Below are 15,612 nucleotides of genomic sequence, written 5' to 3'. Positions count from 1 at the left end.
TCCTGTAGCACCTGGTTTCCTTGCACTTTTCGACGATAGCGCGGCCAAGCCACCAACGTCCGCTTTCCCTGTTTCCGTCATGCACTCGTCGGGCTAAGCTCTTTGACAATAGGAAGGAGCGCACAGCTTGCCAAAGCGAATCATGGATCACACCCTCCCACTCGCTGCACGTCTGCCTTCCCGCAGGATTTTTGAAGACGATTGGCGTGCCCGCCCCACCCCAGAACATCCCTTCTCCGTCGTGCTGATCCACGGCACTGGCGTCACCAAAGGCGATTGGATGGAGCTGGGCGAGGACCTGCGCACCCTCGGCTATGCAGTTTTCGCCCCCGATTTCGGCTATCGATCCACCACCCTGGTGGAAGAATCCACAGCTCAGGTTGCCGCCTACCTCGACGTGGTCCTGCAGATCACGGGGGCGCAGAAGCTCATTCTCGTAGGACATTCCCAGGGTGGGATCATCGCCCGGCGCTGGTTGCACCACCTGGGCGGGGCTCAATACACCCACCAACTCGTTTGCCTGGGAGTGCCCAATCACGGCACCACGCACGGCGGTGTCATGAGCCCACTGGGCAAGTCCAAGCGGGGCGGGGCGGTGCTGGACACGCTAATCCAAGGCTTTTTTGGGCAGTCGGGCTTCCAGATGCTCAACGATTCCGACATCATCACGGCACTCAACGCCCGAGGTGAAACCTGCAAAGGGGTGCACTATTCCTGCATCACCACCTTGTCTGATCGAATCATTCAGCCGGTGGAGTCTTGCTTCTTGCTGGGCGCCAATAATCTCTATGTGCAAGACATGGACAGCAAGATCTTCGTGTCACATGAAGATCTGCCGCATCACCCCTTGGTGCGCGAAATGGTGGTGGATGAGATCGTCGCCGCCGAGCCGCAACTGCCCCACGAAGCCTAAGAATCCAGGCCTGAAAGCAAAGCCTGCCTTTACTAAGGCTTGGATGTGGTTGCTTGCAGGGTTTTGCTCAACCTGTGAGCATGATGCAACACCAACCATTTCCTCAAAGGGGCAACAATGAGCATCAGCGAATCAGTACTCGAGCACTACGAACCGCACGATTCCAACCTAAATTCCAGACTGAACTGGCTTCGGGCTGGAGTCCTGGGCGCTAATGACGGCATCGTCTCCGTAGCTGCCCTACTTTTAGGCGTTATTGCCGCGGGCAGTTCGGATGCTGCGATCTTTTCCGCTGGCATTGCGTCCACGGTGGCGGGTGCAGTGTCGATGGCGCTCGGTGAATACGTTTCTGTGTCCGCCCAGCACGATTCTGAGAAGATGCTCATTGCCAAAGAACGCAGCGAGCTTCAAGAATTCCCTGAACAGGAACGCGACGAGATGGCCCAGATTCTCGGCTCTTACGGCATCTCGGAGAGCACTGCGCTTCAAGCCGCAGAAGAAATCAGCGCGGGTGATCCCATTCGAGCCCACCTTCGCTTAGAACTCGGTATCGATTCTGAGGACCTCACCAATCCAATCCACGCCGCGTTTTCTTCTGCCATTTCTTTCGCCTTGGGCGCGCTGCTTCCCCTGCTTGCGGCCTGGTTAGCACCTCATGCAGCGATCGCCGTAGCACTGGTGACCTTGCTGGCATTGTTCATCACCGGATTTGTATCCGCCAAGCTTTCAGAAACCTCACCCTCGCGCTCCTGCATGCGTTTGGTGATCGGCGGCATGGCGGGCCTTGCGCTCACCTACGGTGCGGGTGCACTCTTCGGGGCAGCCGGATAAGCCATTAGCCCTGCACCTTCGGGGGAGCTGATGTAGCGTCACATCCATGTGCGCCTCAGCTCCCCTTTCTCATGCACCCAGCCGCCCTCGCGTACTCTCCATCGCCGGTACCGATCCCACCGGTGGCGCAGGGGCGCAAGCGGACATCAAGGCGATCAGCGCAGCAGGCGGTTACGCCTTATCCGCTATTACCGCGATCGTGAGTCAAAATACGCAAGGCGTGCGTGAGGTTTTTACCCCACCAACGTCGGTGTTGGCCTCGCAATTGAACAGCATCAGCGAAGATGTAGCCATCGATGCCATCAAGATTGGCATGCTTGGTCAGAGCGCCACCGTGAAGTGCGTGTGCGATTGGCTCACGCGGCAACTGCCGAACAATGTGGTAATTGATCCGGTGATGGTTGCTACCAGTGGGCATCGGCTACTCGATAACGAAGCTGAACATGCGCTACGTGAGCTGCTACCGCTAGCGACGCTGATCACCCCAAATATCCCTGAACTTGCGGTGCTCGCCGGTGGTGAACCTGCCACTTCCTTGGAGGCGGCGATCGAACAGGCTCAAGAACTGCAGCAACACTGTGACACTGCCGTGCTTGTGAAAGGCGGCCACCTCGGATGCAAACCACTGAATGCACTGGTGAGCGCGCAATCAGTGGCGATTATCGACAATGAGCGGGTGCACACCCTCAACACCCACGGCACTGGTTGCTCACTTTCCTCCGCCATCGCTACCCGCCTGGGAGCCGGAGACGATCTATTGCGGGCATGCACCTGGGCCACGCGATGGTTACACGGCGCGTTGGTTCACGCCGATGCGCTGCATGTAGGCAAGGGCAATGGCCCGGTGGATCACTTCTATTATCTAGAGCCTCCAGTGTTCGATTAAATTGCCCGCTTCCAAATCCAATAGTGCCTGCTTCCACGCCACTCCACCGGCATAGTTGCCGATTCCACCCGAAGCAGGAACAACGCGATGGCACGGCAGAAGCACCGGTACAGGGTTTGAAGCACATGCGCTGCCCACCGCGCGTGCCGCGCTCGGCTTCCCCAATGCACCGGCAAGCTGTGAATAGGTCCAGCGCTCACCGTAGGGAATACGATCCAGCATGCTTTGGGCCCGTCGCCGGAAAGCTGGCCCCGGCTCAAGATCAAATGTGAGCTCAAATCTATGGCGCTTGGCGGAAAAATATTGTTCAAGCTGCTTTTTCGCGGCGGCGGTGTGCTGATTCGGCTGTTCTTCGAGCGCCTGAAAAGACACAAAGCGCACCCCCATGTCAGTGGCTTGAATACTCAACGGGCCACAAGGGGTGCGCAGCGTGCTGCAGTACAACCTCAATTTACTGATAAGAGACGAACCAGGGTCGCGGTTTCACGTCATTGTAGGTCTGCTCTGGGGTGAACATGGGCTGATCTTCGTCAAAGAAGTTCTTCCATGCCATGAAGATTTCCGGCTGGAGGTCCTGGCGAATAACGTTCCAGGTGTCGAACTTCTGCTCCGGAGTGCCGTGGCCATCAGCGTGTAGGACAAAGGCAAGCTCAGGGTGATCCACGTTCAGATCTTCGCGGTTCTGAATCATTTGCACCTGGAACTGGTGGAGCACCAGAGCCTTTTGCGGCAGGTTGTTCTCGCGGACGAAGTTTGCCAACCACTCGGAGGTCTCATTGATTTCCGAAGCCTCCACGTTGCCCACGCGCTGCATGGGTACCTCGCCAGGCTTGATGCGCCACTCAGGATCCAACGCCAGACCCACGTTCGGGTTCTTCAGCAATTCTTCATAGCGCTTGGCCTGGCTGAGGAAGTCTGCCTGGCCCGATTGCAGGTCAAGTACCGCGTAGCCACCGGCATTGGTGATGGCGTCAATGTAGGGCTTGAGTTCTTCCGGATCAGCCTCGTTGGAGTAATCCCCATCGGGGCCGGGTTCCGCGGCGGCCACGGTCGCGATGATTTCAAATGCTGGAATCACAGGCTGGGATTCCATCGGTTGATACTCTGCAACCAATTCCTCCGCCTTCTTCACGGCATCTTCGGGCTTGTATTCGCCCATCACGCCGAGAGCGCCACCAGAGGGATGCCCATAGAGAGCGATCATTCGCCTGCCGGGGAATACCAGTCCGCCGCCACCGGCGACCTCACCGTTTTTCGCTAGTTCGAGGCGCTCGTCAAAATTGTTTTCCTGCACAAAGCCCTCGCCCACGGCCAGCACTTCGGTGTCGGGGTTTTCCATGACGTGCTCGGATTCGCGAGGATCGCTTCCCTGCAGCAGATCAACCGGGGATCCGAGGGCTCGTGCCGTGGCCGCGGACGCAATGGAGGTAGTGCTGTTGAGCAGAATCGGCTCGCCCTCGCGTTCCTTCTTCGGCTTCAACTCAACAATCTTTTGCAAAATATTGTCTTTGTTGACGTCCTCAGGCAGGTTTTCCTTGGCCTTCTCGGGATCCACGTGTTCCGCCTCGGCACCGAGGCGATCGATTTCCTTTTGGACTTCCTCGGAATCTCCTTCGAGCATCGGAATGCCCTGCTCTACGGCCTGCTGCGCACCGGCCCACTGCTCGGCCAGGCTGTCGCCGGCAACCACAACTTTCTTGCTTTCCTTGAAAAGCTTCGCAGAGGTGGCAGTGCCATCGGCGCTGGCGATGCGTTCGGTTTCCTTGAAGTCTACCGAGGTGTCATTGTCTGGCGTAGCACCATTGCTGCAGGCTGCGAGACTCAGCGTTGCTGCCGCAGCGAGGATTGCGCGAGAGAGTTTCATACAAGCCACCTTATATGAGGGTGTTGGTCGTGGTGGACACCAGGACTTTTCCGACGCCCACGTCACAGAAGTTTCACGTGAAACGTCGAAAAGCTACTGGCTAACGCCTGCCCAAGTACACGGAATCGACGCTGCCGTGGCGCGAACAGCGCGCATCCCATCCGTCGGGGCGAACCTGCACCACCATGCGGCGACCGCAGATCTGGCAAAAACGGGGGGCTTCAAAGCCGGCGCGGGCAGAGGGGGAAAGGCGTTGTTCCTGCTCAACGGGCTTTCCAGTGTTAGGATGAAACTTCGGCGCGTCACCGGCGAGCAGCGCCTCAAGCAACTCAGTGGAATCAGTCTTCGCCATTAGACACTCGTGTTCAGCGCCTTGATGGGAAGACGCAGCTTGCCCAGCATGTCCAAGTCCTCTTCCATCGGGCGGCCCAGCGTGGTGAGGTAATTGCCAACGATTACCGCATTAATACCACCGAGGAGCCCCTGCTCAGTGCCGAGATCACCCAGTGTCAGCTCACGGCCGCCAGCGAAGCGCAGGATGGTCTTGGGCAACGCCAGACGGAAGGCACCGATGGCGCGCAGGGCGTCGGCGGTTTCCATGAGTTCTTTATCCTCAAACGGAGTGCCCGGGCGTGGATCGAGGAAGTTCATGGGCACTTCGGTGGGATTAAGTTCTGCCAGGTCAGCGGCAAATTCTGCGCGCTGCTCCAGGGTTTCACCCATGCCGAGGATGCCGCCGGAGCACACTTCCATGCCCGCTTCGGCAACCATGCGCAACGTGTCGCGGCGCGATTCCCAAGAGTGTGTAGTCACAACGTTGGGGAAGAAGGAGCGCGCGGTTTCCAAGTTGTGGTTGTAGCGGTGCACACCGGCGGCAGCCAGACGATCCACCTGCTCTTGGGTGAGAATGCCAACGGAGGCAGCAACCTCGATGTCCACCTCAGACTTGATGGCAGCGACGGCCTCTTCAAGCTGGCTCATGAGACGCTCGTCCGGGCCCTTAACAGCGGCCACGATGCAGAACTCGGTGGCACCGGATTTCTGAGTCTGCTTCGCGGCTTCCACCAAGCCAGCGATGTCGAGCCATGCGGAACGCACCGGCGATTGGAACAGTCCGGACTGAGAGCAGAAGTGGCAATCTTCGGGGCAACCACCGGTTTTCAGCGAGATGATGCCTTCCACCTCGACTTCCTCGCCGCACCACTTCAAACGCACTTCGTGGGCGAGTTCAAGCAGCTCATTGATGTGCGAATCGTCGAGCTTGAGCACCTCGAGCACTTCGTCTTTGCTCAGGCCCTCGCCCTTTTCCAGCACCTTCTCGCGTGCAAGTTCCAGAATCGCTGCGCTCATCGCGTCTCACCTTTCGACGTGTGTGATTACTCCCTGGCAATCCTAGTCCCAAACTTGAACAGTGTTTAGCTTTTCCGCTTCGCGTTAGGCTTCAAAGCATGCAGCACAAGCTTTTCGACGACACCCTCGCCCTCCTCACCTCCCTGATCCAAGGGGCGTGCGTGAATAACCTCACCCCGGAATCCGGGCAAGAGGTCCGCAATGCGGACACGCTGGAGAGATTCTTTGCAGACTCTGGGGCACAGGTTCAGCGCTTCGAACCTGTACCGGGACGGGTGAGCATCGCGTTCACCGTACCCGGCAGCGATCCGCAAGCTGCCCCAATCACATTGCTGGGGCACACCGATGTGGTGCCGGTGGATGAGGCTCGTTGGAGCTTGGATCCATTTTCCGCCGAGGTGCGCGATGGCAAGATCTACGGCCGCGGCAGCGTAGACATGCTCTTCATTACCGCCGTCATGGCCGCAGTTACCCGGGAAGTTGCGCGCGAGGGTGGACTGCCCGGCACCGTGACCTTTGTCGGGCTTGCCGACGAAGAAGCCCGTGGCGGACTCGGGGCCGCCTGGCTACGTGAACATCATCCCGATGCGTTCTCCTGGGAGCACTGCCTTTCAGAAACCGGCGGTGCCCACCTGCCCACCGCCGATGGTTCCGATGCAGTAACGGTGTACGTAGGTGAAAAAGGTGCAGCCCAACGCCGCATTCACGTGCGAGGTGATGCTGGGCATGGCTCGGCGCCCTATGCCAAAGATTCCTCAATTGTGAAGATCGGCGAGGTAGCACGCCGAATAGCTGAGATTCAACCCAAGGTGAGCGACGATGATGTGTGGCGCGGGTTCGTGCACGCCTTCCGCTTTGATCCACAGACCGAGACCGCGGTATTCAGCGGCACGGACTACACCCCGCTTGGAGAACTCGCGGCGTTCGGTGACGCCATCTCGCATCTGAGCATTGCCCAAACGGTGCTGCGAGCAGGGCAGGCAATCAATGTGCTGCCCAGCCACGCCTGGCTGGAGCTAGACATTCGCACCCTGCCCGGCCAGAGCGATGAAGACGTTGATGCACTGCTATATGAAGCCCTGGATGGCATCGACGTTGAAATCGAGCACCTCATCTGTGAAGAAGCCACCGTCTCCCCTATCGAGCATCCCCTCTATGCAGTGCTCTCGGAAGTGTTGCAGGAACTGTTCCCCGGCGCAGCAGTAGTACCGACGATTGCCGCTGGAGGATCCGACCTGCGCTTCGCGCGGCGCGCCGGTGGCGTCGGCTATGGCTTTGCCGCCCACGCCCGCGAAAGAACGCTCGGCGCCGTCCACGCGCAACTGCATTCCCACGACGAATACTTGCACCTTGAGGATCTTGACCTCACCCTCCAGGCCTATGACGCGGTAGTTCGAAAGTTCTGCGGAGATTCCAGAGGCTCAGAGTGATACACAGACTGAGACTTTTATCACTGAGAGGGTGCGTCTGAAAAATCGAGAAAGGTGGATACTGCCTGGTCAGAAGGGCATTTGCCAAAATGTGGGCATTTCACACTGATAAACCTGTGAGCTTCAATCACACTTCAGTTTTATTCAAACTGTGGAATTCACCAAGAAGCAATTACATGAAGTTCTCGAGAGCTTCCGAAGGCGCCATTGTTATTGCAACTGTGGGGCCACTCCCCTCAAGCGAACGCCCAGCCACTTGGCGTGGTTCAGCGTATTTGCGGCAAGCGGAAGGCGTTTACAGTATGCAGCCGCATGAGCTGCGGATGATCGAGGTACCCAAGGCCGCTTCAGAACTCGCATGGGATTTTGACGCACGAACCCCACCAAATTCCACGTTCGATCTGCTGGATCAGAACCTGGTTGATGAATGTATCAACCGTTCCCGCGAGACGAGCCAGAGGTTTCGAAGCCTGGACGACGACAAACTTCTACGCTCCCGCAGCGTCCTCGACGCCGAGGACAACCCCACCCTCGCGGGACTGTACGCGGCTTGGCTTCTTTCTCCAAGGTGTGTACCCCTTCCCTTTCCGTTACCATCGCCGAGCAGCTCGACACCACACAAAGCCCACACCGAGTGCGCGACCTGGAACCGCTGAAAGGACCTGTTCCTTTTCTCCTCAATGAGACAATGCGATGTCTCAAGCATCACCTTCACGAAGATGAGGTGTATCAGGCTGATGGTCATATGCACCACGTGGAAGAGATTCCGCTCACCACGATCAGGGAATTCGTCGCGAACTCCCTTGTGCATAGCAATCTGAGCCCCAAACACTTTGACTATCGGTAAATCCATCCACATCAGGCTGCGCAAAGATCGCTTGATCATTCAGAGCTCTGGTGGTTTGCGGGGCGTTGGCGTTGAGCAGCTCACAAGCTCCTCACATGTTCAGGCAGCGGTGAATTAGCGACTCTACGACATTGCCAAGCAGCTCAAAACCACCTCCGGGGCGAACGTGATCGAGGGTGAAGGCGGCGGTGTTGCCATGGCGTTGGAGCAACTCAAGCAGGCAGGCTTAGCTCAGCCCCAACTCACCGATACTGGTACGTAATTTACTGTGGTTATTTGGAGAAACTCCAACAACCCGGCCCCTTTGCATCCTTTTGAGCGGATCACAACCAATGGCTCGACGATCGCTGAAGTATTGTCCCAAGCGTCTTCTACGATGACAATCAGCGAGATTGCACAGCGTAGCGATCTATCTGTGGCAAAAACCGCTATGCAATCAATGCGTTGTTAGAACAAGGCTTGATTATCCGCAAGGGCGGCCATGGCAACCGGGCCACCACCTATCAACTGCCCCGCTAAGCTGCGCAACCCTACCTCAGCTCGGGCGCACCGAGCACATATTGGATCTGTGCCAGGTGTTGGATCGCATCGTCAATGATCGATATGAGGCGGACGCCAAAGGTCACGTTGGCGTCGATAAGCTTTTTGGCTTCTACGGCGCTGAGCTGGGCGGTGTATGCACGGGTGGCCGTGAGGCTCTGGCGCACGTAGTCCAGTAGCGCTTCGAGCTGATCCTGCGTTTCCACCCGCATAGCGCGTGCCTCGGCCTCGCTGTGCCCATAACCCATGGGATCTCCCGTGGAGCCGAGCCCTGTGCGTTGCGCAAACTCCCCGCGCGTCCACACTTGTTGACCCCCAGAAAGTTCAATGAGCTGCATGTCTAACTCGCGACCAGTGTGCCAGAGAAGCCAGACAATGGAGTTGGGGTGACCGCCGAGATGCGCATTGGCGCGTTCCACGCTGAGGTGCTTGTTGGCAATCTGATCCAGGACGTACAGCGGACGTTCGGAGAGGTCGATGAGGAGTTCGTGAAAAGTCATGGCTTCGACTGTAATTGCGCACGCACCCACAATGGCCCGGCGATGGCTAGCGCCAGCACGAGTATACCCATGGCACCGGCGAGGATGGGCAAGCCGAAAGCGGCAACGATGGGGCCTGCAAGGATACCGCCGCTGGCACCACAGATATTCATGATGAGGTCGTTGCGTCCCTGGAATGCTGCGCGTTCGGCAGGCTTAGTCACGCGAACCAGAAGCGCCGAGCCTCCCACGAGGGTGGCGGACCATCCGAAGCCCAGCAGGATCAGCCCGACAAGAACGCCCACCTGACTTTGGGCGAAGATCACCACCACCGCCGCGGCAGTGACGTTGAGCAGCACACCAAGAACGATGGCGCGCGATGCCCCGGCGCGGTCAGAGATGATGCCGAAGATCGGCGCAAGGGCATACATGGCACCCACATGCCCAGAGATCACGATGCCGATCCACCCCAGGCCCGCGCCGTGGTGATGCAAATGCACTGCCGTCATGGACATGATGCCGATCATGGCGAAATGCGAGGCAGCCACGGTGACCATGGCAAATACGGCCTCGGGGTTGCTGCGTACCCGGATCCTCTCACGCTGCGGCTTGTCACTGGGGCGCAGCTCGGGGCGTAGCCCAAATTGCAGTAAGAGGATGCCTAGGAATTGCACAGTGATGCACAGCAGGTACGCGCCTGCGAATTGCACAAGGCCAAAGTGGGCGCCGATGCCCTCGGTGAGGCCGATGAGCTGCGGCCCAACCACCGCACCCACGGTGGTTGCCCACATCACCAGGGAGAGGTCGCGACCCCGGTGCTTGCCCACTGCCACGTCGACGGCGGCGAAGCGAGCCTGATAATTAGTGGCCACCTCACCGCCGAGCAGCAGGAAGCCCAGGAGCACGAATGGCGCGAATCCAAGTTGCGCGCCCGTCAGTGCGCTGACAGCACCGAGGATGCCAAGGCTTAGGCCTACCGTGAGCGAGGCGCGCCTGCCTCTGGCTGCCACCACGCGCCCCAGCGGAACCGCCCACAATGCGGCACCGCCCATGGTCAGCGCGAGTGCGGTGCCTCCCCAGGCGGATCCGAGCAGCTCAGAAATGAGCAGGGAGCCCATGGAGAAGGTCACACCGTGGCCTAGTCCGGCCATCACTTGGACGAACATGAGGGTGGCGATGACGCGGCGTCGATAAGCTGGGGCGACGGTGGCGGGAGTAGACATGCGCTTTAGCCAAGCACGAAACATACCGCTTTGTCTAGTTTACGCAGACAATTTATTCTTCTCCCCCTTCGAACAAATTCCACTACGCTTATAGTTTGATCTTCCGAAGGGACAAGCCGTGATCGAATTTCAGCAGGTTAGCAAGCACTACGGCCAAGCCCGCGCCGTGGAAAACTTCACCTACACCTTTCCCGAGCGCAAAATTACCGTGCTCGTTGGCTCCTCCGGCTGCGGCAAAACCACCCTCCTGCGGATGGTAAACCGCATGGTCACGCCAACATCAGGTCGAATCACGGTGCGCGGCGAGGACATCTCAAGCACCGACCCCGTGGCGCTCCGGCGCTCCATCGGCTACGTCATCCAATCGGGCGGCCTCCTGCCCCACCGCACAATCCTCGCGAACGCCAAAACGGTGCCGCTATTAAATAAGGAATCCAAGCAAGAAGCCTATCGACGCGCCACGAACGCCCTCCAAGCCGTTGGCCTTGGCGAGGAACTGTATAAGCGCTACCCCGCTCAGCTTTCCGGCGGCCAGCAACAGCGCGTTGGCGTGGCCCGAGCCCTGGCAGCCGACCCCGACATCCTGCTGATGGACGAACCCTTCGGCGCCGTGGATCCGATCGTCCGCGACTCACTCCAGACCCAGCTCCTCGAACTCCAAGAGCGCCTGCAAAAGACCATCGTGCTGGTCACCCACGACATTGACGAAGCCTTCCGCCTCGGCGACGAAGTGATCGTGCTGGAAAAAGGCGGGCGCATCGCCCAAGCCGGCACCCCCGCTGAGCTGCTAGCCAATCCAGCAAGCGAATTCGTGGCTGAATTCGTGGGTGCCAAGAACAGCCAGCGCAAACTTTCCACCACCACGCTCAACGGACGCACCGTTGTAGTGGACGCCTCCGGCAAACCGATCGGAGTGATCGAATGACCTGGCTCTCTCACGCCTGGCTCCAAGTGTGGAGTCTGCTCTTACAGCATCTGAGCCTCGCGTTACCGGCGATCCTCATTTCCATTGTTGTAGCAACGCCCTTGGGCATGCTCGCGGCACGCACCAAACGCATAGGCAACCTCTTGGTGGCCAGCACCGCGTTGCTTTATACCGTTCCCGCGCTGGCAATGTTGGTGATTTTGCCGTTCATCGTTGGCTTTCCGCTTCGCTCAGAAATCAACGTAATGACGGCGCTGTCGCTCTATGGCATCGCCCTGCTGGTTCGCACCGCCACCGATGCCTTCAAATCCGTCCCCGAGCACGTGCGCACCGCAGCGCTTGCACAAGGGGTAAGTCCTCAACAATTGCTCTGGAAAGTGGATCTGCCACTGGCCATACCGGTGCTCATTTCGGGCATCCGAGTAGTGAGCGTATCCACCATCGGCCTGGTCACGATTGGCGCGCTCATTGGTGTGCCAAGCCTCGGCTCCCTCTTCACCGACGGTTTCCAGCGCGGCATTAACGCCGAAGTCTTAACCGGCATCGTGCTGGTTGTGCTCTTGGCCTTGCTTTTCGACGTCCTCGCGCTCGCCATCAAGCGCGTGCTCGCCCCCTGGGAGGCAAAGGCATGACCTGGATCGACGATCTCTTCGCCTCACTCACAGACGCCTCCGCTTGGTCTGAATACTGGCTCAGAATCACACAACACCTCGGCATTTCCTTCCTCGCCGTCTTTATTGCCGCGCTGCTGGCCCTGCCCGCTGGCATCGCCATCGGTCATACCGGGCGCGGCTCCCTGTTCGTAGGTGGCATCTCCGGTGCCGCTCGAGCTTTGCCCACCCTGGGCCTACTCACCATTTTTGGGTTGATCTTTGGTATCGGTATCAAGGCACCGCTGATCGCGCTTGTCATTCTTGCGATCCCTTCCCTGCTCGCGGCCACATATTCGGGCATCGCCGCAGTGGATCGCAACACTATCGACGGCTCCCGGGCAATGGGCTTTACTGAAGCGCAACTGGTGAGGCGCATTGAGCTCCCACTGGCGGCACCCGTGATTGTGGGTGGCTTCCGCAACGCTGCACTGCAGGTGATCGCCACCGCCACGCTCGCCGCATACACCGCAGACGTGGGTTTAGGCCGCCTAATTTTTCACGGACTAAAAACCCGCGACTACATCGAAATGCTCACCGGATCCGTCCTCGTCATCCTATTAGCGTGGCTCATCGACCTGCTCTTTGGGCGGGTAGGCACACTGCTGAAAGGAAAAATCCACGGTTCTTGAGGGTCGGTAGTAAACAACTATCCAAACAACTCACAACAACTCGAAATAACTACTTACATAGTGATTGACCTAGGCTTTCAGTCGAGAGCACCGTCATCTCAGACCCAATAGCTATCGAATAATTGATTCGATTATCGGTAACTTTGAACACGCCGGTGGAAATGCCGGGGTTTGGACTACCCCCGTGCGACAGTGGTCGCTATGAACCCACACGCCGACTTTCTCAACGCCTGTTGGATGCCCCGCGCACCCCTGTCGTCCGATGCGAAAGACGGCACCTACAAACGCACCACGCGAGCCAAAGCACTCACGCTGGCGTACATCGAAGCCAACCCGCTGGTTTTGCAGTCGCTGATCATCACCGACCACGACGGCGGCATGGCAGACGAACTTCCCGGGCTTCTCGGGCTTCCTGCGCCCTCCTGGACGGCGTTAAACCCCCACACCAACTCAGGACACATCGTCTACGCCCTCGCAGCCCCTGTGTGCCTCACAGACGCCGCAAACCGACGCCCCATCCGACTGCTCGCACGCATCGAATCAGGACTCGCAACGATCCTTGAGGGCGACCCAGCTTTTACCGGCAGGATTACCAAGAACCCCCTCAGCGAAACCCACCTGCCCATCTGGGGAGAAGACCAACACCGCTACGGACTCAAAGAACTCGCCACAGCACTAAGCAACCTCGGCGCACTCCCCCGCTACGACGACCACAAAGCACTCACCACCAGCGGCGTTGGACGAAACGTCGATCTCTTCGACTACCTACGCAAATGGGCATACACCAGGCGAGGCTCCTACCAAGACCAAGCCGAATGGGAAGCCATCGTCCTTGACCGCGCCACACTGCGCAACGAAGACAAAATCGCCAACGACTACACACGCGGAGCACTCAACCACAACGAAGTCATCCACATCGCCCGCTCCGTCGCCAGATGGACATGGCGCAACATCGCCCCCATCCCCACCGACGAATGGCTCAAACAAAAACAAGCCGAACGCGGACGCAAAAGCGCCAACAAACGCTGGGGAAAAAATGATGCGAAAAAAACGGTTAAGAAGCTAATAGAGGTTCCTAAAAATGCTTAAACAACATCCAAGGAATGGCTGGTCAGTGAAGGAACTTCATGAGAGAACTGGCGCTGCCAAAAGTTCAATAATTCGCTGGACTTCAGAGCCTCGTGAGGACTATCTAGCTAAAGCAAAAATGAAAAGAAACCGAGTAGCGAGTCTCAGGGCAAAAGGACTCGGTATTCGAGCTATTTCCGCCGAGACCGGCTTTTCGGTTGGGACTGTCCATCGGTATGCAAAAGCCATTCAGGTAGAAGCACCTAACGCTTAAGAAATCCTCTTGAACATTTAAGTCATTCGCCTCTTTTGAATGACGCCTGGCATGCCACCAAAGAAGAGAGCAAGCAAAAGCGCTCCCAACACTAAATACGGCGACATGTCAGCTTTGTAGCTGGTCACGACAAAGCTAATAAGGCTTAGAACAAAGACAAAGGCTGCAAGAAGTCTTTGTCCTGTGGAACCAAGCTTTGCAAAGGCCTTTGGCGCTATAAAAGCCGCGAAACACACGCAGATAACAGCAATTATCGTCATGATCATTATCTTTCTAGTCGAAGCAAGACTGTGCGGCACCTGCTGCCTCTCCGCCGAGCGTCGCAGCAGCAGTGCCAGCCATGAGACCGGTTCCGGCCGCCCCTAGAGCGCACTTCCAATTAATGCGCTCCTGACTCAGAGCGTGTGCAGTTTTGTCAGAAATCGAGACCTGCGCCGTCGCGTCATTGATCTTCTCGACATTCACGAACGGATAGTCAGACAGCTCTTGAGAAATATTCTCTTCCTGTCCACCAGCTCCAACCAGAACCACGTCATCGCCACGTTGCTCTACATGTGCGTTATCAACCTTGATCTGAGTGACATTCTCCGAAGTGCGCAGAAGCGAGTACGTTCCGGTGTTTTCATCCGAGATTGATGCTCGATCAACAGCGAAAGCTTGTTGCGGTGCTGCAAATGATGAGCCAATAGCTACCGCAGCCAACAGTCCAGAAGTCCACTTACGAAGATTCATAACACTTCCTTCTGCTTGGGTAGAGGTCCAGGAAAAGCAAAACGGACACCACCAAAAATATGATCCCCGTTACATCGCTTAGTGACAAGGGTAACCATGAAGAACGTTTCCATCAAGAACGGATCATCAATTCACCGCCGATATGTTCCGCTATACGTCCCGCTATACGTTCCCGTATATGCGCGCTTTCAACGTCTTAGAGTTGGGCGTCTTGTAGACAGTTCTACAGCGTGAAAACACCCTGTTTTTCGCTGTTCAGGGCTTGAAAACGGGGTGTTGTTCTTTTTCTGTCGTGGTTCGCTCGGGGTTGGTGATCGGAGTGGGGTTATAAGTCTGGCTATAAGTCGTTGGATAAGTTCGCGCGGTTTTTATTCATCACACAGGGGACGTACCACCCCACCGGGCAGTCTCAAGCGATCACCGGGTGTTTGCCAACGGGGTGTGTTGTCGCGGCGTAAGCAGCGGCTGTGACCGTGGATTCTCAGAGAGCATAAAGTGTATTGATTTCGCTGCGTGACGCAACGAAACAGCAGCAAGACAGCGCGCGACTACGAAAGTTGGGCGTGTGCTGCCGATCGGGGTGAGGGGTAAGTGTGCGGTTCGGGTACGGGTAGGTGGGTTCGATGCCGAACATGCGTAGTTGTTGCTCAAGGTGTTCGATGCGGCGTTGTTGCGCGTTGACCTGTCTCCGTAGTGCCGCCATGTCCCGCAGATCGCGCTCTAAGCCCGTTTGCGACGTTTCCACACCCCGGATGGGTTCGTGGTTTGTGCGCTCCTGGCGCTGTTTTTGACGCTGCGCAAGCGAACGGCTCGACGACACCGCCGTGGCTTTGTTCACTACACCCGCGGCGACCATGCGGGCACGTAGCCGCGACCGGTACGACTGTTGCCGACACCAAGCCGAGCAGAACCTCGCACACGCCCGGCCGACGCGCACACGAATGTTGCCCCCACAGACCTCGCACGCA

At 57.8% G+C, this 15,612-nt stretch carries 17 protein-coding genes; 9 read left to right on the top strand and 8 right to left on the bottom strand.

The window, feature by feature from the left end; genetic code table 11:
• Positions 1-142 precede the first annotated feature (142 nt).
• From CGERO_RS00260 to thiD, 3 genes are all read left to right on the top strand, one after another.
• Positions 143-913, top strand: coding sequence for an esterase/lipase family protein (locus tag CGERO_RS00260; protein WP_123935787.1), 771 nt, complete (start codon positions 143-145; stop codon positions 911-913).
• A gap of 117 nt (positions 914-1,030) precedes the next feature.
• Complete coding sequence (locus tag CGERO_RS00255) at positions 1,031-1,744, top strand: VIT1/CCC1 transporter family protein (protein ID WP_123932687.1); 714 nt, start codon at positions 1,031-1,033, stop codon at positions 1,742-1,744.
• A gap of 46 nt (positions 1,745-1,790) precedes the next feature.
• Positions 1,791-2,630 carry a bifunctional hydroxymethylpyrimidine kinase/phosphomethylpyrimidine kinase gene (gene thiD, locus CGERO_RS00250; protein WP_123932685.1) on the top strand — a complete coding sequence of 280 codons (840 nt, stop codon included), beginning with the start codon at positions 1,791-1,793 and terminating at the stop codon, positions 2,628-2,630.
• Here thiD and CGERO_RS00245 read toward each other — a convergent pair.
• The 4 genes from CGERO_RS00245 to bioB all read right to left on the bottom strand — a co-directional run bounded on the left by CGERO_RS00245 (position 2,607) and on the right by bioB (position 5,844).
• Complete coding sequence (locus CGERO_RS00245) at positions 2,607-3,074, bottom strand: methylated-DNA--[protein]-cysteine S-methyltransferase (RefSeq protein ID WP_377017493.1); 468 nt, start codon at positions 3,072-3,074, stop codon at positions 2,607-2,609. The genes thiD and CGERO_RS00245 overlap by 24 nt on opposite strands.
• A gap of 7 nt (positions 3,075-3,081) precedes the next feature.
• Complete coding sequence (locus CGERO_RS00240) at positions 3,082-4,494, bottom strand: hypothetical protein (protein WP_123932683.1); 1,413 nt, start codon at positions 4,492-4,494, stop codon at positions 3,082-3,084.
• Positions 4,495-4,594: 100 nt separating this feature from the next.
• Positions 4,595-4,846: a biotin synthase auxiliary protein BsaP gene (gene bsaP, locus CGERO_RS00235; RefSeq protein ID WP_123932681.1), complete on the bottom strand. Its 252-nt coding sequence runs from the start codon at positions 4,844-4,846 to the stop codon at positions 4,595-4,597.
• Positions 4,846-5,844 carry a biotin synthase BioB gene (gene bioB, locus CGERO_RS00230; RefSeq protein WP_123932679.1) on the bottom strand — a complete coding sequence of 333 codons (999 nt, stop codon included), beginning with the start codon at positions 5,842-5,844 and terminating at the stop codon, positions 4,846-4,848. Before bioB ends, bsaP begins: the two co-directional genes overlap by 1 nt.
• Before the next feature lie 98 nt (positions 5,845-5,942).
• On the opposite strand from bioB, the gene CGERO_RS00225 reads away from it, so the two are divergent.
• Positions 5,943-7,274 carry a M20/M25/M40 family metallo-hydrolase gene (locus CGERO_RS00225; protein ID WP_123932677.1) on the top strand — a complete coding sequence of 444 codons (1,332 nt, stop codon included), beginning with the start codon at positions 5,943-5,945 and terminating at the stop codon, positions 7,272-7,274.
• A gap of 688 nt (positions 7,275-7,962) precedes the next feature.
• Complete coding sequence (locus CGERO_RS10650) at positions 7,963-8,121, top strand: hypothetical protein (protein WP_164470195.1); 159 nt, start codon at positions 7,963-7,965, stop codon at positions 8,119-8,121.
• A gap of 530 nt (positions 8,122-8,651) precedes the next feature.
• Here the strand turns inward: CGERO_RS10650 and CGERO_RS00220 are convergent.
• Complete coding sequence (locus CGERO_RS00220) at positions 8,652-9,161, bottom strand: DinB family protein (RefSeq protein ID WP_123932675.1); 510 nt, start codon at positions 9,159-9,161, stop codon at positions 8,652-8,654.
• Positions 9,158-10,363 (bottom strand): MFS transporter, encoded by a 1,206-nt coding sequence (locus CGERO_RS00215; protein ID WP_123932673.1) that lies wholly within the window; start codon positions 10,361-10,363, stop codon positions 9,158-9,160. Before CGERO_RS00215 ends, CGERO_RS00220 begins: the two co-directional genes overlap by 4 nt.
• A 118-nt stretch (positions 10,364-10,481) precedes the next feature.
• On the opposite strand from CGERO_RS00215, the gene CGERO_RS00210 reads away from it, so the two are divergent.
• The 4 genes from CGERO_RS00210 (at position 10,482) to CGERO_RS00195 (ending at position 13,659) form a co-directional block, all read left to right on the top strand.
• On the top strand, positions 10,482-11,288 hold the full coding sequence (locus tag CGERO_RS00210) for an ABC transporter ATP-binding protein (RefSeq protein ID WP_123932671.1): 807 nt from the start codon (positions 10,482-10,484) through the stop codon (positions 11,286-11,288).
• Positions 11,285-11,920, top strand: a complete 636-nt coding sequence (locus CGERO_RS00205) for an ABC transporter permease (protein ID WP_123932669.1) — start codon at positions 11,285-11,287, stop codon at positions 11,918-11,920. The genes CGERO_RS00210 and CGERO_RS00205 overlap by 4 nt, the downstream gene beginning before the upstream one ends.
• Positions 11,917-12,570 (top strand): ABC transporter permease, encoded by a 654-nt coding sequence (locus tag CGERO_RS00200; RefSeq protein ID WP_123932667.1) that lies wholly within the window; start codon positions 11,917-11,919, stop codon positions 12,568-12,570. The genes CGERO_RS00205 and CGERO_RS00200 overlap by 4 nt, the downstream gene beginning before the upstream one ends.
• Positions 12,571-12,771: 201 nt before the next feature.
• Positions 12,772-13,659 carry a replication initiation protein gene (locus CGERO_RS00195; protein ID WP_123932665.1) on the top strand — a complete coding sequence of 296 codons (888 nt, stop codon included), beginning with the start codon at positions 12,772-12,774 and terminating at the stop codon, positions 13,657-13,659.
• Between the two features lie 270 nt (positions 13,660-13,929).
• Here CGERO_RS00195 and CGERO_RS00185 read toward each other — a convergent pair whose 3' ends face one another.
• Complete coding sequence (locus CGERO_RS00185) at positions 13,930-14,172, bottom strand: hypothetical protein (RefSeq protein ID WP_123932661.1); 243 nt, start codon at positions 14,170-14,172, stop codon at positions 13,930-13,932.
• Positions 14,173-14,185: 13 nt separating this feature from the next.
• Positions 14,186-14,644 (bottom strand): hypothetical protein, encoded by a 459-nt coding sequence (locus CGERO_RS00180; RefSeq protein WP_123932659.1) that lies wholly within the window; start codon positions 14,642-14,644, stop codon positions 14,186-14,188.
• Positions 14,645-15,612 lie beyond the last annotated feature (968 nt).

Origin of the sequence: Corynebacterium gerontici (assembly GCF_003813985.1) — a bacterium.
Lineage (GTDB): Bacteria > Actinomycetota > Actinomycetes > Mycobacteriales > Mycobacteriaceae > Corynebacterium > Corynebacterium gerontici.
This window is presented reverse-complemented; position numbering and strand designations above follow the sequence as displayed.